General features: G+C 39.4%; 22 protein-coding genes. All 22 read left to right on the forward strand.

All coding sequences use genetic code 11. From position 1 onward, the window contains the following. The 22 genes from DLM76_RS18550 to DLM76_RS22050 are packed head-to-tail and all read left to right on the forward strand — an operon-like array spanning position 1 to position 22,993. Positions 1 to 879: an aldo/keto reductase gene (locus DLM76_RS18550; RefSeq protein ID WP_118966138.1), complete on the forward strand. Its 879-nt coding sequence runs from the start codon at positions 1 to 3 to the stop codon at positions 877 to 879. Continuing rightward, complete coding sequence (locus DLM76_RS18555; protein ID WP_118966139.1) at positions 876 to 2,903, forward strand: aminotransferase class III-fold pyridoxal phosphate-dependent enzyme; 2,028 nt, start codon at positions 876 to 878, stop codon at positions 2,901 to 2,903. The genes DLM76_RS18550 and DLM76_RS18555 overlap by 4 nt, the downstream gene beginning before the upstream one ends. A 23-nt stretch (positions 2,904 to 2,926) precedes the next feature. Continuing rightward, entirely contained in the window at positions 2,927 to 3,895 is a 969-nt protein-coding gene (locus DLM76_RS18560) for a PseG/SpsG family protein (RefSeq protein WP_118966140.1), read from the forward strand. After that, positions 3,896 to 4,738 (forward strand): methionyl-tRNA formyltransferase, encoded by an 843-nt coding sequence (locus DLM76_RS18565; protein ID WP_118966141.1) that lies wholly within the window; start codon positions 3,896 to 3,898, stop codon positions 4,736 to 4,738. It begins immediately after the preceding gene. Positions 4,739 to 4,741: 3 nt separating this feature from the next. After that, positions 4,742 to 5,776, forward strand: coding sequence for a pseudaminic acid synthase (pseI, locus tag DLM76_RS18570; protein WP_118966142.1), 1,035 nt, complete (start codon positions 4,742 to 4,744; stop codon positions 5,774 to 5,776). Positions 5,777 to 5,786: 10 nt separating this feature from the next. Further along, complete coding sequence (locus tag DLM76_RS18575; RefSeq protein WP_118966143.1) at positions 5,787 to 7,769, forward strand: FAD/NAD(P)-binding protein; 1,983 nt, start codon at positions 5,787 to 5,789, stop codon at positions 7,767 to 7,769. 9 nt (positions 7,770 to 7,778) lie between these two features. After that, positions 7,779 to 8,525 carry a cytidylyltransferase domain-containing protein gene (locus DLM76_RS18580; protein ID WP_118966144.1) on the forward strand — a complete coding sequence of 249 codons (747 nt, stop codon included), beginning with the start codon at positions 7,779 to 7,781 and terminating at the stop codon, positions 8,523 to 8,525. Further along, positions 8,522 to 9,493, forward strand: coding sequence for a Gfo/Idh/MocA family protein (locus DLM76_RS18585; RefSeq protein WP_118966145.1), 972 nt, complete (start codon positions 8,522 to 8,524; stop codon positions 9,491 to 9,493). Before DLM76_RS18580 ends, DLM76_RS18585 begins: the two co-directional genes overlap by 4 nt. Next, positions 9,490 to 10,767, forward strand: coding sequence for a DegT/DnrJ/EryC1/StrS family aminotransferase (locus DLM76_RS18590; RefSeq protein WP_118966146.1), 1,278 nt, complete (start codon positions 9,490 to 9,492; stop codon positions 10,765 to 10,767). The genes DLM76_RS18585 and DLM76_RS18590 overlap by 4 nt, the downstream gene beginning before the upstream one ends. Beyond that, complete coding sequence (locus DLM76_RS18595) at positions 10,764 to 11,315, forward strand: GNAT family N-acetyltransferase (protein WP_118966147.1); 552 nt, start codon at positions 10,764 to 10,766, stop codon at positions 11,313 to 11,315. Before DLM76_RS18590 ends, DLM76_RS18595 begins: the two co-directional genes overlap by 4 nt. After that, positions 11,312 to 12,199 carry a glycosyltransferase family protein gene (locus DLM76_RS18600; RefSeq protein WP_118966148.1) on the forward strand — a complete coding sequence of 296 codons (888 nt, stop codon included), beginning with the start codon at positions 11,312 to 11,314 and terminating at the stop codon, positions 12,197 to 12,199. The genes DLM76_RS18595 and DLM76_RS18600 overlap by 4 nt, the downstream gene beginning before the upstream one ends. Before the next feature lie 25 nt (positions 12,200 to 12,224). Next, positions 12,225 to 12,824 (forward strand): adenylyl-sulfate kinase, encoded by a 600-nt coding sequence (gene cysC, locus DLM76_RS18605; RefSeq protein WP_118966149.1) that lies wholly within the window; start codon positions 12,225 to 12,227, stop codon positions 12,822 to 12,824. A gap of 24 nt (positions 12,825 to 12,848) precedes the next feature. After that, complete coding sequence (locus DLM76_RS18610; RefSeq protein WP_118966150.1) at positions 12,849 to 14,219, forward strand: DUF4910 domain-containing protein; 1,371 nt, start codon at positions 12,849 to 12,851, stop codon at positions 14,217 to 14,219. Then, the gene (locus DLM76_RS18615; RefSeq protein ID WP_118966151.1) at positions 14,216 to 15,343 is read left to right on the forward strand and encodes a sulfotransferase family protein; all 1,128 of its coding nucleotides are present in this window, start codon (positions 14,216 to 14,218) and stop codon (positions 15,341 to 15,343) included. Before DLM76_RS18610 ends, DLM76_RS18615 begins: the two co-directional genes overlap by 4 nt. Positions 15,344 to 15,345: 2 nt before the next feature. Continuing rightward, positions 15,346 to 16,473 carry an N-acetyl sugar amidotransferase gene (locus tag DLM76_RS18620; protein WP_118966152.1) on the forward strand — a complete coding sequence of 376 codons (1,128 nt, stop codon included), beginning with the start codon at positions 15,346 to 15,348 and terminating at the stop codon, positions 16,471 to 16,473. Then, complete coding sequence (gene hisH / locus DLM76_RS18625; protein WP_118966153.1) at positions 16,470 to 17,087, forward strand: imidazole glycerol phosphate synthase subunit HisH; 618 nt, start codon at positions 16,470 to 16,472, stop codon at positions 17,085 to 17,087. Before DLM76_RS18620 ends, hisH begins: the two co-directional genes overlap by 4 nt. Continuing rightward, positions 17,077 to 17,841, forward strand: a complete 765-nt coding sequence (locus DLM76_RS18630; protein WP_118966154.1) for a HisA/HisF-related TIM barrel protein — start codon at positions 17,077 to 17,079, stop codon at positions 17,839 to 17,841. Before hisH ends, DLM76_RS18630 begins: the two co-directional genes overlap by 11 nt. Further along, on the forward strand, positions 17,841 to 19,073 hold the full coding sequence (locus DLM76_RS18635) for an N-acetyl sugar amidotransferase (RefSeq protein ID WP_241548300.1): 1,233 nt from the start codon (positions 17,841 to 17,843) through the stop codon (positions 19,071 to 19,073). The genes DLM76_RS18630 and DLM76_RS18635 overlap by 1 nt, the downstream gene beginning before the upstream one ends. Then, entirely contained in the window at positions 19,054 to 20,337 is a 1,284-nt protein-coding gene (locus tag DLM76_RS18640) for a glycosyltransferase family protein (protein ID WP_147455808.1), read from the forward strand. Before DLM76_RS18635 ends, DLM76_RS18640 begins: the two co-directional genes overlap by 20 nt. Further along, entirely contained in the window at positions 20,338 to 20,889 is a 552-nt protein-coding gene (locus tag DLM76_RS18645) for a D-glycero-alpha-D-manno-heptose-1,7-bisphosphate 7-phosphatase (protein ID WP_118966156.1), read from the forward strand. Between the two features lie 2 nt (positions 20,890 to 20,891). Further along, a complete protein-coding gene (locus tag DLM76_RS18650; protein ID WP_118966157.1) occupies positions 20,892 to 21,611 on the forward strand; it encodes a sugar phosphate nucleotidyltransferase in 720 nt (239 codons plus the stop codon). Then, positions 21,608 to 22,993, forward strand: a complete 1,386-nt coding sequence (locus DLM76_RS22050) for a GHMP family kinase ATP-binding protein (protein WP_118966158.1) — start codon at positions 21,608 to 21,610, stop codon at positions 22,991 to 22,993. The genes DLM76_RS18650 and DLM76_RS22050 overlap by 4 nt, the downstream gene beginning before the upstream one ends. Position 22,994: the final 1 nt, after the last annotated feature.

Here is a 22,994-nt window from a genome sequence, read left to right on the forward strand (position 1 = left end):
ATGAACTTTCCCGAATTGGTTTTAGGTACTGTACAGTTTGGTTTAAAATACGGAGTTTCCAATCGACAGGGTAAGGTTGATGAAGCAGAAGCTGAAAAAATCTTAGACCTTTCTTTTGCAAATGGTATTCGAGTGTTGGATACAGCAATCGCCTATGGCGATAGTGAATCCATATTAGGCAAATTGAATCAGGGGCGCTTTGAGGTTGTGACAAAGCTTCCTTCGATTCCAAAGAATTGTTCGTCTCCAGGAAGTTGGACCACGGATTCTATTAAAGAATCTTTTGAACGTCTGAGAATCCAGAAATTAAAAGGACTTCTTCTTCATGATCCGTCCATTTTGTCCTCTCAATTCGGTAGAGAAGTATATTCAAGAATTCGTGATTTTATCGACGAAGGAAAGATCGAAAAATTTGGGATTTCGATCTATTCCTATAGAGACCTTGAATTAATTCCGGATTTCGTAAGCTACGATATTATTCAGACGCCAATGAACGTATTCGATCGAAAATTTTTGACAAGTGGCTGGCTGGAAAAAATGAACACGGATGGAATTCTCATCCAAGTGCGATCGATTTTCTTGCAAGGTTTGTTATTGATGGAATCTTCGAACAGGCCACAGTATTTTTTTCCCTGGAACAAGCACTTAGAGCAATGGGATAAATGGCTCCAGGATAATAAGATCGAACCATTGGAGGCATGTATCAAATACATCCAATCAATTCAAGGTATTTCGCAAATTGTCTTCGGCGTCGAGTCCGTTTTTCATCTGCGCGAAATTCTATCCTTTTGTCAAAAAAAGAACGAGATACTTTTCCCAAATTACCTTGCCTCAGAGGATGAAGGACTAATAAATCCATCCCTTTGGAAGCTAACATGAAAATAATAGCCATTGTTCAAGCTCGAATGGGATCGACACGATTTCCGAATAAGGTAATGCAAACTCTTGCGGGAAAGCCTATGATCGGTATTCTCATCGATCGTCTCTCGCGAGCAAAAAAAATCGATCAAATCGTAGTCGCGACTTCTTTAGATGCTAAGAATGATGCACTGGTCGCTTATCTTGATCAAATAGGCGTTTCTTCTTTTCGCGGAAGTGAAAATGATGTTCTTGATCGATATTACCAAGCGGCGATTCTTTATAATGCAGATATCGTGATCCGAATCACTGGTGATTGTCCTTTGGTGGATCCCGATCTCGTTGATCAACTCGTCGAGTTGTTTTTTTCAAAGAGAAACGATTATGTTTCGAATATAAACCCGCCGACTTTTCCTGATGGAGTGGATATTGAGATATTTTCAATGGAGGCATTGAAAATAGCGCACTCTGTCGCAATCAAGCCGTTTGATCGTGAACACGTGACTCCTTTTTTACGCGAAAACGAACAATTTTCGAAAATGAATCTCACCCATGAGGAAGACCTTTCGCATCTTCGCTGGACCGTTGATGAAAAAAATGATTTAGAAGTGGTTAAAAATATTTTCGACCATTTTGAACCGAGAATCGATTTTAACTGGAAAGATGTAATTAAACTCTATCAATCCAAACCGGAATTATTCGTATTTAATAAGGATATAAAAAGAAACGAAGGAAGTACAATGGGAAAAGGACAAAAACTATGGAGGAAAGCGAAAACACTGATTCCTGGTGGAAATATGCTCCTTTCCAAACGCGCCGAAATGTTTCTTCCTGAGCATTGGCCAACGTATTTTAGCAGATCAAAGGGTTGTTCAGTTTGGGATTTAGATGAAAAGAAATATACGGATATGTTTCTAATGGGGGTAGGAACCAACACTCTCGGATATGGCCATCCAGAAGTGGATAATATCGTATTGGAAACTATTCGAAAAGGTAATATGTCGACGTTCAACGCTCCGGAGGAAGTCGAGCTTGCGGAGAAACTCATTGAGATACACCCTTGGGCGAATATGGTACGACTTGCAAGAACCGGCGGGGAGGCGAATGCAATCGCGATTCGTATTGCACGAGCCGCATCCGGAAGGGATAACGTTGCAATCTGCGGTTATCATGGTTGGCATGATTGGTATCTTTCAGCAAATTTAGCTGAAGATGATAGTTTATCCGGACATCTCCTGCCCGGTCTCGATCCGAATGGGGTTCCCCGAAATCTCAAAGGAACCGTTTTTCCATTTTTATATAACCGTTTGGATGAATTAGAAAAATTAATTAAGAATGAGCGAATCGGCGTTATCATGATGGAAGTTTCTAGAAATAAAGGTCCCGATGCCGGATTTTTAGAAAGCGTGAGAACGTTAGCTACTAAAAATGGAATCGTATTGATTTTTGATGAGTGTACCTCCGGCTTTCGTCAAACGTTCGGTGGCCTTCACAAACAGTATGGTGTTGATCCAGATATGGCGATTTTTGGAAAGGCACTTGGAAACGGGTATGCAATTACTGCGGTTATTGGTAAACAAAACATTATGGAAGTGGCGCAGTCTACTTTTATCAGTAGTACTTTTTGGACCGAAAGAATTGGTCCAAGTGCCGCAGTAAAAACTCTCGAGGTTATGGAAAGGATTCGTTCTTGGGAGACTATTACTAAAATCGGACAAAATATTACTGAAGGTTGGAAGTCTTTATCTTATATACATAAACTCGATTTGGAATACTGGGGTCTTCCTGCCTTATGCGGTTTTACGATTAAAAGTAAAAATGCCTTAGCTTATAAAACGCTCATTACTCAGGAAATGCTAAAGCAAGGATTTCTTGCTGGGACTTCCGTGTATGCTTGTATCGAACATACCGAAAGCGTAATCAATGAATACTTTGAAAAATTAGATCCAATCTTTAAAATGATTAGTGAATGTGAAACAGGTCGGGATGTTTTCGATTTATTGGATGGCCCGGTTTGTCACGCTGGTTTTAGTCGATTAAACTGATTCTTTTCAGTCCTTAAAATTTCGTGATTTATATATTCACCGAATATTTTCAAAAAGCGGGGCTCGGGCATTTTCGAAGATGTTCAGCACTTGCGGATCTATTCAGAGAAAAAAACTTTTCTGTTGAACTTATCATAGATTCAGATGTTGCTGATTTTTTGGACACTAATGTTTCGTTTTATAACTGGACTTCGAAAGGGATTAAGGATTGGCTTAATAAGCGCCCGCAAGTGATTATCATTGATTCTTATCAAGCTAGCTTAGCCATATACGAGCAAGTGATAGCTACAGGAATCCGATTAATTTGCATCGATGATTTTAATAGATTAACTTATCCTAAGTCAGCGATAATCTATAATGGAGGATTAGGTGGAACAATCTATAACTATCGAAGTCGATATTCGAAAGTTATAGACGGCCCTGAATACGTACTATTACGAAAACCATTCTGCGTCAATTTGCAAAAACCAAACATTCCAGAAAAAATAAGGACGATTCTAATATCAATGGGTGGAAGCGATCCAAAAAATACCACTCAAAGGATCTTGTTGATTTTGGATCGCTATTTTCCAGAGATCGATAAAGAAGTTATTGTCGGACCTGCGTTCGAGGAAGCCCACTTGAATACAAGTCGGGAAAATACTCGTACTATTTTTCATAAGAATTTAGGCGCAGAAGAAATAAAAAATCTTATGCAATCCGCCCATTTATGTATTTCGGCGGGAGGACAGACCACTTACGAATTAGCTAGGCTCGGAATTCCTATGGTCTTAATTAAAACTGCTGAAAATCAAATAGGGAATCTTATTGGGTTTCAGAAACTCGGAATTATCGACGAATATTTGAACGCTGACGACGATCAATTCGAAATAAAGTTAAAAAACGCAGTTTCTTTTGCATCTTCTTTTGAGTTTAGGATAAGGATGAGTCAAATTCTTCAGGAAACCTTTATTGATCATTCGAGTAAAATTGTTGAAGCGATTTTGGGCTAAATGAAAACCTTCGTATTTTGTGGATTCGGTAAGCTTGGGTTTCTCTGTCTTTCTAAATTATGTGCAGAAGGTTATATTCCTCTCGCTGTCTTAACACATAAAGACATGGGAGCGGAGTCAGTCGATTTGTTCGCTGAGCAAAAGTGTATTCCTGTATATTATGGAGATCTGAGAAAGGATTCTCTTCTTTTTCAATATATTAGTAATTTAGAATTTACTTATCTGATTAGCGTGAATTATCGTTACATTATTCCGCAGGTCGTTTTGGATAAAGCTAAGTATCCGTTGAATTTGCACGGATCTTTGTTACCTAAGTACAGAGGGCGGACACCTCATGTTTGGGCCATTATTAACGGTGAAAAAAAAACAGGCGTGACATGTCACGTGATGGAGCAGAGTGTCGATACGGGAGCGATTTATAGACAGATCGAACTTGTTATTGATGAGACCGATACCGGTTCGGACATTTTAGAAAAGTTTTGTTTTGTTTATCCCATTTGTTTGATGGATGCACTAACTCAGATTTCGCGCGGTAATCCGCCTAAGCTTCAGGATCATTCGTTTGCAACGTATTTCGGGAAAAGAACGCCGGATATGGGATATATTGACGTAAATAAAGAAGTCAATGCTGTCTTGAATTTTATTCGAGCTCAAGCTAAGCCTTATCCTGGAGCTTATTTTTATTTACCGACTGGTCGGAAAATTGTGATTCATGCGGCAAAAAGAATAAACAGAAATGATGCAGATACTCATGACATCGGAATGATTTTGTCTCAAGATTCGAATTACATACTCAATCTTCCTGATGGAAAAATACAAATCACTGACTATGAGATTCAATGATCTATGAAATTTGAATTCAGTAAAAATAAAAAACCGTTTATAATCGCGGAAATGTCGGGTAATCACAACCAATCCTTGGAAAAGGCTTTGGAAATAGTGGATGCGGCGGCAAGTGCCGGAGCGCATGCACTCAAGATTCAGACTTATACGGCCGACACATTGACAATTGATAAAAAAGACGGTGAGTTTTTTATATCTGAGCCAAATAGTCTTTGGAAAGGTCGGTCGCTTTACGAGTTGTATCAGCAAGCATACACCCCATGGGAATGGCATAAACCCATTTTTGATTATGCGAAGCAAAAGGGTATGCTTTGCTTTAGCTCACCTTTTGATAATACTGCGGTTGATTTTCTTGAATCTCTCGATGCTCCTGCATATAAAATTGCGTCTTTCGAGAATATAGATTTGCCATTGATTAAAAAAGTAGCGCAAACTCAAAAGCCGATCATTATTTCTACCGGGATGGCAACCGTGGCAGAAATTGCCGAGGCTGTAGAAACAGTCCGGAACACTGGAAATAAAAATCTTACACTTTTAAAGTGTACAAGTTCATATCCGGCGAGTCCTGAAAATACTAATTTGCTTAGTATACCCGTTATGCGAGATCTATTTCAATGTGAAGTGGGCTTATCCGACCATACTATGGGGATAGGAGTTGCAGTTGCGAGCGTTGCTTTAGGTGCAACAGTAATAGAAAAGCATTTTACACTTAATCGCCAGGATGGGGGAGTTGATTCGGTTTTCTCCTTGGAACCGGATGAATTGCATGCCTTAGTCGTCGAAACCGAACGAGCTTGGTTATCGTTGGGAAAAATTGAATTTGGCCCTACGCAAGAGGAGAAGAAGTCCCTAATTTTCCGGAGATCTCTGTATATAGTGAAGGAGATGAAAAAGGGCGAAAAGTTTACTTTTGAGAACGTTAGAAGCATCCGTCCAGGATTCGGTTTACCTCCAAAATATATCGGACAAATTATTGGAAAAACTATCCAGAAGGATGTTCCGCGCGGGACTGCGCTTACTTGGGAATTGCTAACTTAAGGATTATTAGATGTCTAAAATTTCAGTAGCTATCGTCGGTGGCGGATTAAGCGGTTCTCTACTTACGATTCAATTTCTTCAAAACGCTAGAGATCCGATTCAAGTCTTTTTAATCGAAAAATCTAGAAAGCGTTTAGGAAGAGGAATAGCTTATTCACCGAATTCAATATACCAAAAGTTGAATGTGCCTGCATCTAGGATGAGTCTTTATGGGGACAAGCCAAAGCATTTTTGGGATTGGTGGCAGGAACATAAGAATAATTATTTTTATTTAGAAGAACACTTAGAATTAGATTCTTTTTTTCCAAGATTTATTTTTGGAGATTATGTTGAATATGAGCTTAATAGATCGATAAGGAATAAGCCGGAATTTGTAGATTATAATTTTATTAACGATAACGCCTTTGACGTCGAAAAGGAAAACGGCAAGTGGAACGTTTTTTTAGACTCAGGCTCGCAGGTACATGTAGATATAGTGATTTTAGCAACTGGTAATATCCCACCTGGAGATCCAAGTTTTCTTTCAGCCGAAGTTCTAAATAGTAAGAAGTATGCTAATAATCCATGGGACGATAATTTATATGAGAACATTCGCGGAACGGAAGCAATTGGCATCTTAGGATCCGGTCTTTCTATGGTCGATGTATTAATGTCTTTGAATCGAAAAGGGTTCGAAGGTCAAATTATTTCTTTGTCTCGTTCCGGTAAATTACCGAAAGTGCATGATCGAATAGGCAACAAGAATCCAACTGAATATACCAATTTTCATGGGGATCTCAGAAAGGACGTAAGTGAATTTCGTCATTGGCTAAAAGAGAACGAAGGGATTTCTTACGCGAATATACTAGATGCGTTTAGACCGCTTACGCAACGAGTTTGGATGTCTTGGTCAACGGAAGATCAATTGCGATTTTTAAGGCACATAAGACCGTATTGGGAATCTTTTCGACATCGAATTCCCGAAGATTCTATGCAGATCATAGACGAATGGATTAACGCTGGAAAACTGAAGTTTGTCCGTGCACGGATTAAAAGCGTTAAGATTGTAGATGAGTCAATAGGAATTATATATAATGAAATTCATTCATCCAATCATTATATTCAAGTAGATCATTTAATTAACTGCACTGGTCCTGAAACAAAAATAAAAAAATCGAACAGTCTTCTGTATTCAAATCTTCTTGAGAAAGGTATTATTAAGAATGCAAAGAACGATTTAGGCTTTTTGACGTCTGAGGGGGGAGTCGTAATCGACTCTAAAGATAAACCTGCAGAAAATTTGTTTGCACTCGGCCCATTACGAAAAAATGAATTTTGGGAGTCAACGGCCTTAAAGGAAATCCGGGATCAAAGCAGCGACCTTTCAAAGAGAATTTTGGAACTTGCATATTTGGAAAACAAAGGCAGGAAGACGAAATTCGACATCTTTTGTACAGATTTGCTTGCGACAATTCCTAATGTAAAAAATTTATCTACCGTCCTTTCAATTTTTAAAAAATATTCGAAAGAGGAAATTATTCATACAATCGCGAATTCGATTGGTTGGATCCGTCCGGAGGTCGGTTATAGTCGCTTGCGATTAATGACTCAGCCGTATGAAATTTTAATGATGGTTTGGGCACCGCAAGGGGAGACATCACTTCATAAACATGTTAATTTCGGTGGTGCCCTCGTGGTTTTGCAAGGCTCGCTTGTTGAGATGAAATACACAGTTCGTTCGGGTCGAATTGCACTTGCAGATGAAAAACTCTTGAAAGAGGAAGAGTGTGAGTTGGAAAACGTGGATGGGATCCATATGGTGAAAAACCCAAGTTTAAATTCATATGCAGTAAGTCTTCATATTTATCATCCAACTATGGACAGCTTAACTTCAATGGAAATTTATGATTTGGAAAATAATATAGTCGGTGTCTTAAACGAAAGGGCGAAAACCGCTTCTTGGAAAGAACCGGGTTCTAGTTTTAAATCGATTACAAGTTTGACGGTTTCTTAATTATAGACTATGGAACAGAAAAAGATCGTCGCGACAATTGAGGCGAGGATGACATCTTCCCGGCTTCCTGGTAAAGTGTTGATGAAGGTACTAGGAAAACCGATGCTCGGATATTTAATCGATAGACTTAAGGCAGTATCGTCCATAAATGAAATCGTATTAGCCACCACAGTAAATTCTTCGGATGATCCTTTGGTTAAATTCGCTGAGTCAGAAGGTATTTTCGTTTATAGAGGCAGCGAGGACGATGTTTTAAGCCGTGTGATAGGGGCCGCTCAGTCAAGAAGAGCAGACATTATTGTCGAGATTACTGGAGATTGCCCAGTGATAGATCCTGATATAATTGAGCAGTGTATACAATTATTTAAATATAACTCAGCTCTATATGTTGGCAACGCACATATTAGAAGTTATCCTGACGGAATGGACGTTCAAATATTCGCTCTGAAGGATTTGGTTCGGTCTGGATCTATGACTCAGAATCAACTTGATAGAGAACACGTTTCTTTGCACATGAGGAATAATCCTGAAATTTTTCCACACCTCCATCTTATCGCTCCACCTTCTCAATATTGGCCTGAACTCGGTCTAACTTTGGATGAGAAAGAGGATTTCGAATTATTAAAGAATATCATCGAGCACTTTGATAGAGAGAATAATCCATATTTTAGTTGTTTGGATATTATTCGGTATATTAAAACAAATCCAAGCTTAGAAGAAATTAATAAAAAAATAAAACGGAAGGGTGATACTTGAAATTTCGTTCTTTTCTGATCGGGCTTGGCCAAATTGGCATGGGTTATGATTACGACAAAGATCCAGATGATTTTCAGATAACACACCTTACGGCATTATTGCATCATCCAGATTTCGAGTTAGTGGGCGCCTACGATCCGATCGAAAGTGCAAGGGTAAAATTTCAGCAAAAAACGAACCTAAAGGCCGACGTCGATTTACGGCAGGGCTTGATACGAACAAATCCTGATTTTATCATCATCGCAACTCCTACTAAAACTCACTATGAAATAGTTGAGGTCATCTTAAAGAACGTACAGCCGAGCTTTCTTCTTTGTGAAAAACCGATTGCATATACAGTCGAGGAAGCAAAAAAAATAAAAGAACTTTGCATTCGAAAAAACGTTCGCTTGTTCGTAAATTATCAAAGAAGATATTTTCCTTCTTCAAAGGAAATAAAGCTTCGGTTAGAGAAAGTAAATTCTTCGAGTGGATTTATTAAAGGTGTTTGTTGGTATTCGAAAGGGCTGATTCATAATGGAACTCATTTTTTAAATTTATTACAATATTGGCTTGGATCGATAAAAAATACTTCAGTTATTCGTAAAAATCGATTTTGGGAAAATTCAGACCCTGAGTCGGACGTCTTATTTTCATTTGAAAAGGGAGATGTGTTCTTTTTGTCTTCAAGAGAAGAAGACTATTCGCATTATTCAATTGAATTAGTTACGTCAGAAGGAAAGTTAAGTTATTTGCGGGGCGGAGAAGAAGCATTTTGGCAATCTAAGATATTCGATCCAATTTATCCTAAATATACCATCCTAAACGATAAAAAGGAATATTTTTCGAACGATAGCAGTTATTCGCAACGTTACGTTTTGCAGGAGCTTACGAAGGCCATGCAAGGTAAAGAAGCTGAGTTTTGCGATGCAGAATCTTCTATTCAAATGACTAAGATATTAAATCAAATCACGGATTCTCCCATATGAATGAAAAGTTAGCCATTCACGGCGGTAAAAAAGTTATTAATTCGGAATTGAAACGTTACAATTCCATCGGAAAAGAAGAGGTCGAAGCTGCCAAGAAGGTCGTAGAGGGCGGAAATCTTTCCCAGTTTCTCGGTTGTTGGGATCCTGATTTTTATGGTGGACCGAAGGTTCAGGAATTTGAAGAGGCTTGTCGAAAATATTTTCAAGTCAAACACGCGATTACGGTGAACTCCTGGACTTCCGGTTTGATCGCGGCGATCGGAGCGATCGGAATCGAACCGGGCGACGAGATCATCGTTAGTCCGTGGACGATGTCTGCTTCCGCGACAGCGATTCTTCATTGGAATGCGATCCCGGTGTTTGCTGATATAGAACCCGAGACATTTTGTATCGACCCGAAATCTATCGAGGCGAATATTTCTCCTTATACAAAAGCAATTCTGGTTGTGGATATATTCGGTCAATCCGCGGATATGGATGCGATTATGTCGATTGCCAAAAAATACAATCTTAAGGTCATTAACGATACTGCTCAGGCTCCCGGTTCTTTTTACAAGGGAAAATATACGGGGACATTGGGAGATATCGGAGGATACAGCTTAAACTATCATAAACACATACATACCGGAGAAGGCGGTGTGCTTGTGACGAATGACGATTATCTTGCGGAAAGAATGCAATTGATTCGTAACCACGCCGAAGCGGTTGTAGGTGATAAGGGAGTCACCGATTTAAGCAATATGATCGGCTATAACTTTCGACTGGGTGAAATCGAGAGTGCGATTGGAATCGAGCAGTTAAAAAAATTAAAAAGTAAGGTAGATTCTCGGATCAGAGCGGCGGAACGATTTACAAAAGGAATCTCGAACTTAAAAGGCCTTAAAACTCCAGTAATTCGGAAAGATTCCACGCACGTTTATTATATTTATCCCATTCTGATCGATGAGGATCAATTGGGTCTTCCTAAAAAGAAGATTTACGATGCGCTCATTGCAGAAGGCATTGCGGATCTTTCCATGGGGTATGCTAATCTTCACTTGTTGCCTCTCTATCAAAATAAAATTGCGTACGGTTCGAAAGGCTTTCCTTGGACTTCGGATATCTGTAAGAGAGATGTTGATTATTCGAAAGGTATTTGCCCCGTTGCGGAAGGGTTTAATGATCGGGGTTACTTCGGTTACGAAATGTGCGTTCGTGACTTATCGGATGCGGACGTGGATTTACTGATAGAAGCCTTTCAGAAAGTATGGAGTCAATTGGAGTCGTTAAAATGATTTACTCCTTTTTGGAGGATTATTTTGTGCGGACTCTTTTGGAGTCTGATCTTTCTGGTCCGTATCCTTTCTGGTTCGAAGATCAGGAAATTACCCGGTACAATTCGCATGGGAAGTTTTTTAAAAATCGATCCTATTTCGAAGAATATTATAGATCCTTAAATTATGAAGATCGGCTCGTTTGGGCGATTTGTCATAAATCAGACGGTCATATCGGAAATATAAGTCTTCAGAATATTTCTTTTATCGACCGAAACGCGGAGTTTGCTGTGATACTCGGCAATAAAGCGCATCATGGGAAAGGCGTTTCGTTTCAAGCCGGAAAAAAACTTCTTCATCACGGATTCGAAAAATTGAACCTTGAAAAAATCTACTGCGGTACGGCTTCCGAAAATCTGCCCATGCAAAAATTGGCCTTGTCTCTTGGAATGAAAGAGGAAGGACGGAGAAAAAAACATGTCTTTCTAAATGGTGCTTACCAGGACGTGCTGGAATACGGAATTCTCGTAGAAGATTGGCTTCGTTTTAAAAAGGAATCCGCTCTTTGATCGCTGTTGTTTCTCACGATGCTGGCGGAGCAGAAATCCTTTCCAGCTATGTAAAAAAATTTCCGGCGACATACTCCTTCGTCTTGGAAGGACCAGCTCTTTCGGTATTTCAGAGAAAACTTGGAAAAATTTCTGCGGAATCCCTAGTTGACGCGGTTAGTAACGCGGATGAAATACTTACAGGCACGAGTTGGCAATCAGATCTTGAAAAACAAGCAATCGTTTTAGCGAAAGAATCAGGTAAGAAGTCCGTTAGCTTTTTGGATCATTGGGTGAATTATCAGGAGCGCTTTTTATTTCGAAATCGAAGAGTTCTACCGGATGAAATTTGGACCGGTGATGAAGATGCGTTCGCTCTCGCCCAAAAGACATTTCCTGACTCAACCATCAAACTGGTGAATAATCCTTATTTTGAATCCTTAGAAGCTGAACTTCTCTCAATCAAAGTGAAAAAACAGGATAGAATGGGTGATCGGCTTCTGTTCGTTTGCGAAAATATCCGGGATCATGCAGCGACTACAAAACTGCAAACAGGACAGGATGTTTGGGGTTTTACAGAGGAGGAAGCGATTCATTTCTTTTTTGACAATTCAAGTAAGATAACGAGCCGAATGGAATCCTGTACTTTTCGACCACACCCTTCGGATCCTTCCGGAAAATACGATTGGGTTATAAGGGAATATCCGAATTTTGATTTAGAAGTATCCAATAAGCAGACGCTTTTCGAACAAATCGTCGAAGCCGATATCATACTCGGATGCGAAAGTATGGCGATGGTTATCGGACTTTTGGCAGGAAAAAAAGTGATCAGTTGTATTCCACCAAAAGGAAAAAAATTGAGCTTACCTCAAAAAAGTATAATTGAATTGAGATTTTTAAATTAGTGATTGAATAGAAATAAGGATTCCGATGGGCGAAAACTTAACATGGCTAACTCATAACGTCACCAAAGAAGATAGATCGAAGATTAAGCAACAAAAACCGTGTCTTTTATGGGTAACCGGGCTCAGCGGGTCTGGAAAGTCGACGATCGCAAATGCTCTGGAATCGTTTTTGAATGAAAAAAAATATCATACTTTTCTTTTAGACGGAGATAACCTTCGTTATGGGTTAAATAAAGATTTAGGCTTTACCCAAGCGGAAAGAACGGAGAACATCAGAAGAACGGGAGAGGTTGCCAAATTATTCACGGAAGCCGGGATAATCGTGATCGTTTCTCTGATTTCCCCGTATAGAGCTGATCGACAGTCGGTACGAGAATTGTTTCAAGACGGTGAATTTATCGAAATTTATCTTTCCACTCCCTTGGAAATCTGCGAGAAACGGGATCCGAAAGGGCTCTATAAAAAAGCTAGAGTCGGTGAAATCCCGAATTTTACGGGAATCAGCTCCCCGTATGAATCTCCGATTAAACCTGAAATCAATCTTGATACGAGCAAACAGACGATCGAAGAAAGCATAAAAAAGTTATGCTCTTATTTATACGAAAAAGAAATTATTCAAAGCTAATTTAATTTATTAATATAGACTAATATGACTGATTTTAACGAATTAATTCAAAAAATCTCCAATTTGGACCGGTGTCACGCAGGGCCGGAAATGGAAAAGGCCTATGACGAACTTGTTTCGTTTTATCCGCAGGCAAGAAAAATTCAATACTCTTCTTCCGAGAAAATTTATCACTGGGAACTTCCGCCTTATTGGGAATGTAAATCTGCGACACTTACGGGGCCGGACGGTAAAATTATAGCTTCGAGAGCGGATTCTAATCTTTCCATTTACAGCTATTCCCCACCCTTTGAGGGAGAATTGACCTTAGAAGAATTAAAACCTCACCTTTTTACTAATCCGAAAAAACCAAAAGCGATCCCCTTTCACTTTCGCAATCAATATCGGCATCGAAATGCGGAGTGGGGGTTCTGTTTACCGTTTGAAATTTACGATTCTCTAAAGCCGGGGACTTATAAAGTAAAGATTGAAAGTAGTTTCGACTATAACGGAAAAGTCACTCAGGTAGATTATTGCAAGGAAGGTAAAAGTCCTAAAGAGATCATCTTTGTAGGACATTTCGATCATCCTGATCAGGTGAACGACGGATTGTCCGGATGTATCGCTTCGTTTGAAGTCGTTCGTAGATTACAGGAAAAAACTACGAAATACTCATATCGTGCCTTTGCCAGCGTTGAGATCGTAGGTTCGGCTGCATATTTGCATCATGAGAAAGAAATTGCAAAAAATCTAAAAGGCGGATTGTTTTTGGCTTTAGTTGGTATCAAACAAGAATTGATCTATCAAAGTAGTTTTTACAATCAATCCGTGATTGATCGTGCTGTTCGGAACGTTTTGGATCCTAGACAAGAGAAAAATATTTTCTTTTCCCATCGGGAAAAAATCGGAAACGACGAAAATGTTTTTGATGCAGTCGGATACGAAATACCGATGGGCACATTATTGCGTTGGCCATTTGATAACTATCATACAAGCGACGATAATTTTCAAAATTATAATCCTGATGCGACGGAAGAAATCATTCAAAAAATTCTTCAGGTCATCGATATCATTGAAAACGACGCGATTGTCTTTCCGAAGTTTAAAGGAATTCCTTCCTTAGCTAGTCCTGAAATAAATCTCTATTTATCCCCTACGAATATCTCGCAAACGAAAGATAACTCTGCAAAGGATCGTTACGGTTCAAGACTTACGGACGACATATTAAAATACGTGGAAAGCGAAGCCGATTTATTGTATCATTTTATGAGAATTGCACTTCGTTTAGCGGACGGTAAAAATACGATCTTAGATATTTGTGAAAAAACGAAAATGCCGTTTAGTTTCGCCTATTGGTATATCAAACAATTGGAAGAAAAGAATTTAGTCGAATTAAAGGAAGTTGATATATTATGATTTTTGTAAGCGGGATGTTTCGTTCCGGGACTACTTTCTTCGCCCGATTGCTCAATAAGACTAAAGAAGTTTCTTTCGCTTCGGATCCGTTTTTTGCGGTCTTCAAAGAATTTCGCAACACGTTATCGAAGGAAAAAGCTCATCAGCTTGATCCGAATGCCCCTTTGGAAGATTATTATTTTGAGGAAAGCAAAAATGTTTTCTTTCACAGTTTGCAAAATAAATCGCTTTCAGAGCTAAAAATCCCCGATCTTGCTTATTTGAAAGAATTTACAGAAAATTCAAGCAGACCGTATTCGGAACTTCTTTCCAAAAGAATTCCCGAAATATTCGCAGAGACTTACGGTGAATTCTTAAAAAAAGGAAGCGATCTCATTTTAAAATCGTACGGTTCGAAACAAGTCGCAGGATTTAAGGAGGTATGGGCGAACGAATTTGTTCCTCATATCATCGACTTATTCGGGGATCAGGCGAAAATCATTCAAATCGTAAGGGATCCGCGCGCGATTGTAGTATCCAATTTTTATTCCGAAGGTCGTTATCCATTATTATTCTTAGGAAGACAATGGCGTAAGCTCGCTTCCTTATCGTATTACTATTCCAAGAAGTATAAGAATGTTTTGAATATTAAATACGAGGATTTAATCGGTTCTCCAGAAAAAACGATCCGAGAACTTTGTTCGTTTTTAGAAATCGAATTTCATCCTTCTCTCTTGGATACAAACGACATTAAAGACGGAAACAATCAGAAGTGGAGTCAAAATTCGACATTTCAAGAAAAATCTTCTGAAGGCTTTAATCAAAAATCCATCAATCGATGGGTAGAAAAGATAAACCCGACTTCTCGAAAAGCGATTGAATTTCTGACTTATCCGGAAATGAAGCTCTGGGGTTATTCCTCTTTCGAGTATTCTCCAGGTGAGCATCTCAATTCCGATATTTTAAAAGATGAAAAGGATAAACTTGCCAAGTGGATTCTTCCTTATTCGGAATTCAATTTTCAGAATGAAATGAATAAAGAGACGGCTAGACTCAAAAGTCTTACTCAAGAGATAGAACCAAAAATGCAAAGATCTTATTTTCTTTACGAAGAAGTTTACGAAGCGTGTAAGTCCACTTTGTAGAAATGAAATATTGTAAAATATGTCTACAGCCCGATACGAGGGTAAACGATACCTTTTCAGAGACAGGAAACTGTTCCGCATGTGAGAATCATTTTTCGCAGAGGAACGTTAACTACTTGGAACGCTTCGATATACTGAAGGAAATCATTTCGAAGTATCCGAGGAATAAAGGGAAACATTTCGATTGTATCATCGGAGTGAGCGGGGGTAAAGATAGCACGCGTCAAGCGATTTGGGTACGTGATAAACTAAAGTTAAAACCGCTTTTAATCTGTTTGAGCTATCCGCCGGAACAGGTAAGTGAACTTGGTGTTAAAAACATTTCTAATCTAATTAATTTAGGATTTGATGTCGTGTATTCAGCGCCAGCTCCCGGTGTTTGGAAACAGTTGATGAGAGAGGCGTTTTTGCGTTTTGCGAATTGGGCAAAATCAACCGAACTCGCTTTATATAGTTCCGTCCCGAAAACTGCCTTGGCTTACGAAGTTCCTTTAATTTTCATTGGAGAGAATCAGAGTTTAAGAGATAGAAAGACGATCTTACCGGATCGTCCTTGGGAATACAATAATCTGATGTCGATGAACACACTCGCAGGAGGCGATTTGTCATGGATGCGGGAGTCCGGTTTCTCGGAGCAAGATTTGATCGCTTACGGCTTTCCGGATGCCTCCGAAGTGAAATCGGGAAATCTCAATGTGATAGATTTGGGCTGGTTTATCGGAGATTGGGATAACCTTGGTAACGCTAAATTTTCTACCGCTTACGGAATTGGGATTCGAGAAGATAGTATCGAAAATATCGGCGACCCGATGGGAGCGAGCGCTCTCGACGAGGATTGGGTAACACTCAATCAGATGATTAAGTTTTTTAAATTCGGATTCGGTAAGGTTACGGATTATGTGAACGAGGACATCCGTGCTGGCAGAATGACTAGGGAAAAAGCTATTCCAATCGTGGAAGCTTTCGACGGTGCGTGTTCCGCAAATTACATCGAGAGTTTTTGCGAATATATCGATATCGGAGTGGATCGATTCTGGGAGACTGTACTCTCGAACGTGAACCGTAATCTTTTCGAAGTGGATTCGTCGCGGAAAGTTCGCCGCAAATATAAAGTTGGTGTAGGACTTTGAAAAGAATCAAAGTGGCAATTTTGGATTATGAGGTCGGAAATCACAGTTCTGTGAAGAATTGTTTGGATCGACTGGGTTTAATCGCGAATGTTACAAGCGATGTTTCGGAATTACAAAAGGCGGATCTTTTAATGCTACCTGGAGTCGGTGCATTTAATACTGCGATGTCGAATCTAAGCCGACTTCGGCTCGTTGACTATTTAAAAAATTGGGTTTCCGAAGGCAGACCTCTCCTCGGAATCTGTTTGGGAATGCAGATCCTTTCCTTGTCTTCTACCGAAGGTCATTGGGAGAAGGGTTTGGAAATGATTTCCGGGAATGTAAGATCTCTTTCAGATCAAAATGGTTTTCATATCGGGTGGAATGAAATCAATCTTACCCAGCCGGACTCTTTTTTTTCAAAATTTCAAGGTGGTTCTTTTTACTTTAATCATTCATATGCATTTGAAGCGGATTCGGAAGGAGTGGTTTGCGAAACTAAGTATGAAAGAGTTTTTCCTTCGATCGTAAAACACGGAATGGTCGTGGGCCTGCAGTTTCACCCCGAAAAAAGTCAGGATCTTGGAAAAGATCTTCTTTCGAGTCTGATACGCGAGATGGTTCATGGGATTTAAAAAAAGAATCATAGGTATGATCGTCGTCTTGGGCGATCAGGCCGTTCAGTCCTTCGGATATCGACGTTATCTTCCTTTGGGAAAACCATCGGTACTTGCGGAGAATTTGGATCGATGGGGAGCCGATGAAATAATCGTCCTCAGCATCGATCGTTTCCGCTCCAATCTAGGACCCAACATAAAAATTTTACAGTCGATTGCGGAAGTTGTTTCAACTCCGATCGCTTACGGAGGAGGAATTCGAAACTTAGAGGACGCACTTTCGGCAATCCACGCAGGCGCTGATCGTCTGGTTCTGGATCAAATCTTTCATTTCAATCAGGATGAAATTTCAAAAATAGCAGAAGTAGTCGGTTCACAGGCAGTCATTCTCAGTTTACCAGTCGTCTTAAGGGAAAATACTCTTTTTCATTTGGACTACTTATCCGGCAAATTAGAAATATTGAATCCAGAGACCGATACGTTCTTAAAAAGAAAATCTGTTTCGGAGATATTTCTCGTGGATTACGAGAATGAAGGAAAAAGAAATTCCTTCAACGAGTCGTTGCTTGAATACTTTAAGGAAATTCAATCCGTCATAGCGTTTGGGGGAATCAGCGAACCGGATCAGATGTCGAGAATATTGGGAAAATCTCAAGTTTCTGCGGTGGCTTGTGGAAATTTCCTAAATTATCGAGAGCATAGCATTCAAAACTTCAAACAAGACTTGGGGAACTTAGTTCGAAAACCCGTCTATAAACCCTATTCTTCATAATGAATATTAGAGAAATTAAATTTTGTAAACGGTGTTTGTATACAACCGACCATCCATTCGGCTTAGTATTGGATCATGAAGGTATCTGTTCTGGATGTAGAATCCACGAAGAGAAGGACAAGATCGACTGGGAGGAACGAAAGTCCAAAGTTTTAGAGATCGTCGAACCGTTTCGAAGTAAGTCCGGAAAAAATTACGATTGTATCGTTCCCGTTTCCGGCGGTTACGATTCCTACTATACAGTACATCTTGTAAAAAACATACTCGGACTTCATCCTTTACTCGTTACATATAATAAGTATTACAACACTCCGACGGGAATATGGAATTTATCCAATCTGAGAAGAAAGTTCAATCTTGACATTCTGATTCAGAATGTAAATCCGGAATCGGTCAAAAGAATAGTAAGACGAACCTTTGCTGAATACGGATCCATTTATTGGCATTGTATAGCGGGACAAACCGTTTTTCCAGTGCAGACTTCCATTCGTTATCGAATTCCGCTCGTAATTTGGGGTGCTCACCAAGGTTTGGAGCAAGTCGGAATGTTTTCCCATTTACACGAAGTGGAAATGTCCCGACGCTATCGGAAAGATCACGATCTTTTCGGAGTAGAAGCGGACGATATGTTGAGCATTTTCGGAAGCATTACGGAGGAAGATATTTGGCAATATCGGTATCCTGATGATTTTGATTTACACTCGAACGGAACTCGTGGAATTTATTTAGGGAATTATTTTAGATGGGATCCGAAAGCTCAACACGAAGAGATGATCCGTCTCTATGATTATCGCACCGCTACATTTAGTAGAACTTTCGATCAGTATGATTTCGTTGATTGTTTCAATTACATGAATTTACACGATCTTTTAAAGTTATATAAGACTGGTTATTCAAAGGTGACCGATCATGCAACTCGAGAGATCCGACACGGTCGAATTACGAGGGAAGAAGGCATTCGATTGGTTCTCAATTATGAAAACCGGGAGATTGAGTCGCGTAGTATTTTTCAGGACTGGCTGGGCCTTGACCCATTATCAACTCAATTTCTTATGGATAGACATCGAAATCTGAATTTTTGGGAAGAGACTGGTTATAGAAAATGGCAATTTACTGGACCTTCTACTTTCTTTTCTTCTACTTCTTCACAAAATTCGGAAATTCGATATATTTCGAATCCAGGTCAAGAGAATAAAAATCAATATATAACAATTGGGAAAGGTTATCCTTAAACCACTTAAAATGAAAAAAAGCATACTCATTCACGTCGATGCTTTACGAAGAGAATATTCATCAGCTTGGCTGTTAGGTGAAGCTTTCAAAAAGAAAGGTTTTCGAGTTTTTTTAACTTCGCGGACATCTACGGATTATTTTTTACGAATCTTTCGACCCGATATCTTGATTCTTTCCCACCCGTTCGTGATTCCTCAAGCAAAAATACGAGCATTGAAGCAAAAGGGAACACGGATTTATGTGGCGGAAGTAGAAGGTATCGTTCGAGTCGATCATGACATTGCCGCAACGTATCCTGAATATGTGGAATTTTCAAATTTCTCGAAAATTTTTGTTTGGAACGATTGGAGCAAGAAATGGCTGCAAAAAAATCGAAAGGTCGACTCGGATCAGATCGTAGTGTCCGGGTGTTTACGAAACGATCTAATCCAACACATTCGAAAGAAAAAGTCGGAGAAGAAAATAGGGATTCTTGGTAGATATGAATTGATCAATCCTTTCGATAGTAGACATCCGTTTGAAAATCTACGAACTATGGAACAGCGACATATAGAGAGATGGCACGTTGACTTGGATTCTTTCTTAATTGTACGGGATTTGACTCGTTTTCTGATTGAAAAAGGTTATAAGGTATCCTTCCGTCCGCATCCGAACGAAAAGATCGAGAGCTATTCCATTTTTAAAAAATTTTTCGGTCCGTCTTTTGAAGTTGATACGGACTTTGATTACTACAGTTGGTTACAAGGTTTAGATAAGGTAGTAGGTACGGTCTCTTCGGCATTTTTGGAACCCTATATGGTTGGAATTCCGGTGTTATGCATTGATAAACTCTTCGATTATAAAGGACCTCCGAATTTAGAAGAGTGGAGGAAAAGAACGAGGGAAGGAAGTTACGTTCCGGGCACCGTCAAAGAGTTACAAAAGTTATGTCTGGATGAAGCTTTGGCTCCGTTGCAATCCAAAAACTTAGATAAGTTTATTTATGATCTGTATCAATTACAAAAGAATGCGGTATCCGACGTTCTAAGTATAATCGTGGATAGGATTGCGGCGGAGAATAATCCGGAAAGCGATGAAAATAAGATTGGAAATTTGTTTCAAGGATTCTTTCGTTATATTCTTGATGTTGCGGTTTTTTTTCGGGCTCAATTACAAAGAAAGGGTGCGTGGACTCCGAATAATATTAAACAATATGATTATAATGTTTTATTGCATAAACCGAACGAGTTTATGAAGAAAGTAAAATCGGAAACTCTCGGTTGAATGTCTGTCCAATTCGTAAACAAAGCCTTGTTTTTGGATCGAGACGGAATCATCAATGAGGAAACAAATTACGTCCATAAAATCGAAGAAGTCATTTTCGTAGATGGGATTTTCGATTTAACAAAAGTCGCAAAATCTAAGGGCTATAGAATTTTTGTTATTACGAATCAAGCAGGTATTGCACGAGGATATTATTCGATTCGGGATTTTATGAATCTGAGTGGATGGATGAAAAAAGAATTTATAAAAAACGGTTCTTCGTTGGACCATATTTATTTTTGTCCATTTCACCCGGAGCACGGAACGGAGAGTTTTAAAAAAGAAAGTATATTAAGAAAACCGAATCCTGGAATGATACTCAAAGCCCAGAAACGTTTTTTTTTAAGTTTAGAGGACTCGGTATTGATCGGGGATCGATATACGGATTATCTTGCAGGAAAATCCGCGGGAGTAGGGACAAATTTGATTTTGACCGAAAAGGAAGATGAACTTCGTTTCGTTCCCGCCCAATCAAGAATCCAATCCTTAAACGAGGCGATTTTGTATCTTTAAAAATGAAAATAGATATTCCTTTATTCATCTTAGCGGGCGGGTTTGGAACCCGTCTCCAATCCGTAGTTTCTGATGTACCAAAACCCTTGGCACCGATTGAGAAAAAGCCGTTCTTACAATATCTTTTAGAACGTTGGATCGAACAAGGAGTCTCAAATTTTATATTTCTTCTTCATCATAAAGCAGAGTTAATCGTTCAATTTGTCCAGGAATTTCAGAAAACGAGTCAGGCTGCTTTTGATTTTTCCATTGTGAGGGAGGCAGTTCCGTTGGGAACCGGCGGGTCCGTAGCTAATGCCGTTCGTGTGTTAGGATTGAGCACGGATTTTTTCGTATCAAATGCAGATACGTGGTTAGGCCCAAACACAATTCAAAGAATGAATCATTTACCAGACTGCGGTATCGGTATAGTTAAAGTTAAAAATACGTCGCGTTACGGTTCGGTTGAATTAAGAAACGAAAAAATCGTAAAATTCCGAGAGAAAACGCTCAGTTCCGGAAGCGACTGGATCAATGCGGGCATTTATAAATTAAATTCGAAAATTTTTGAAAATTGGAACGGACAACCGTTTTCTATGGAATCAGAGTTGTTTCCCAAACTCATCGCAATCAACGGATTGAATGCGATCAAATTGGAAAACGAATTCATCGATATTGGAATTCCTGAAGACTACGCTCAATTTCAAAAATGGATACAATCCAATAAAGATTTTTCTCTATGAACATAGAACCATTCTTAATAAAACAAAATTCAACGTTACGCGAAGCTTTAGCAAAAATCGAAGAAAATCGGCACGGTATCGTGTTCATAACCGATGATTCTCTACAAGTAGTCGGCGTTGCTACGGACGGAGATATTCGAAGGCAACTGTTAGCCGGATTGAATTTGGATTCGCAAATCATAAATTGCGCCAATAAAAATTTTGTTCGAGCCTCTGAAAAATCCACGAGAGAAAAGTTATTGAAGCAGCTGGATTCTAAAATACGCGTAATACCGATCTTGCGTGAAGACAATACGTTACTTTCCTTCGTGAGTCGGGATGATCTTCCGTTTCAGGAAGAAGAAAAAGTTTATGCGAGGGCACGCTCTCCTGTTCGAATTAGTTTCGGTGGCGGTGGCTCCGATCTGACGCATTTTTTCAGCAGTGATCGCGGTGCGGTAATAAACACCACTATTTCTCTTTATTCTCATGCGACTTTGCGAATTCGTGAAGACAATAAAATCATCATTCATTCGAGGGATATCAATTCTTCGATCGAGTTTAATGATTTTGATTCGGCAATTCAAGCAGAAGGAAAGTTTCGTTTAATTCAAGCGGTAATCAAAGTTGCAAAGCCCGATTACGGATTTGAGTTATTCATATATTCCGACTTTCCGATGAATTCTGGCTTAGGCGGATCTGCGGTGGTCGCCTCGGCAATTCTCGGATGTTTCAATCAATTTCGAAGAGACAAATGGGATCATCACGAGATCGCCGAATTGGCTTTTCAAGCCGAACGATTGTATCTGGGGATATCCGGTGGGTGGCAGGACCAATACGCTACCGTATTCGGAGGTTTTAATTTTATAGAGTTTCAAATGGAACAAAATATCGTTCATCCATTAAGAATCGCAAGGGATAGTCTAATCGAATTGGAAGAGAGTCTTTTGTTGTGCGATACAAAGACGACGCATGATTCCGGTAATATTCATGACGACCAAAGAGTTCACATGCAAAAAGAGGATATCAAAAAGAAAGTGCATGAGAATGTCGAACTAACATATGAAATGCGTAATCATCTTTTGCGAGGACGGTTACTGCAATTCGGAAGATGTCTTCACCAAGCTTGGGAAATCAAGCGCGGTCTTGGAAATAAGATCACTAATAGTTCGTTAGATTCTATATATTACGGTGCGAGAGAAAATGGTGCGATTGGGGGTAAACTTTTAGGCGCCGGCGGAGGTGGATTTTTTGTCTTTTACGTTCCTCCGTTCGCCCGAAACGGTTTGATGGATTGGTTGGAAGAAAAGGGATTGGGATACAAACCGTTTCGTTTCGATTCCGAAGGTCTGCAGACATGGATGGTTCGTGAAAAAAGAAATCATGAGGACTCAAAATATTAAT

This window comes from Leptospira yasudae (assembly GCF_003545925.1).
GTDB classification, from domain to species: Bacteria; Spirochaetota; Leptospiria; order Leptospirales; family Leptospiraceae; genus Leptospira; species Leptospira yasudae.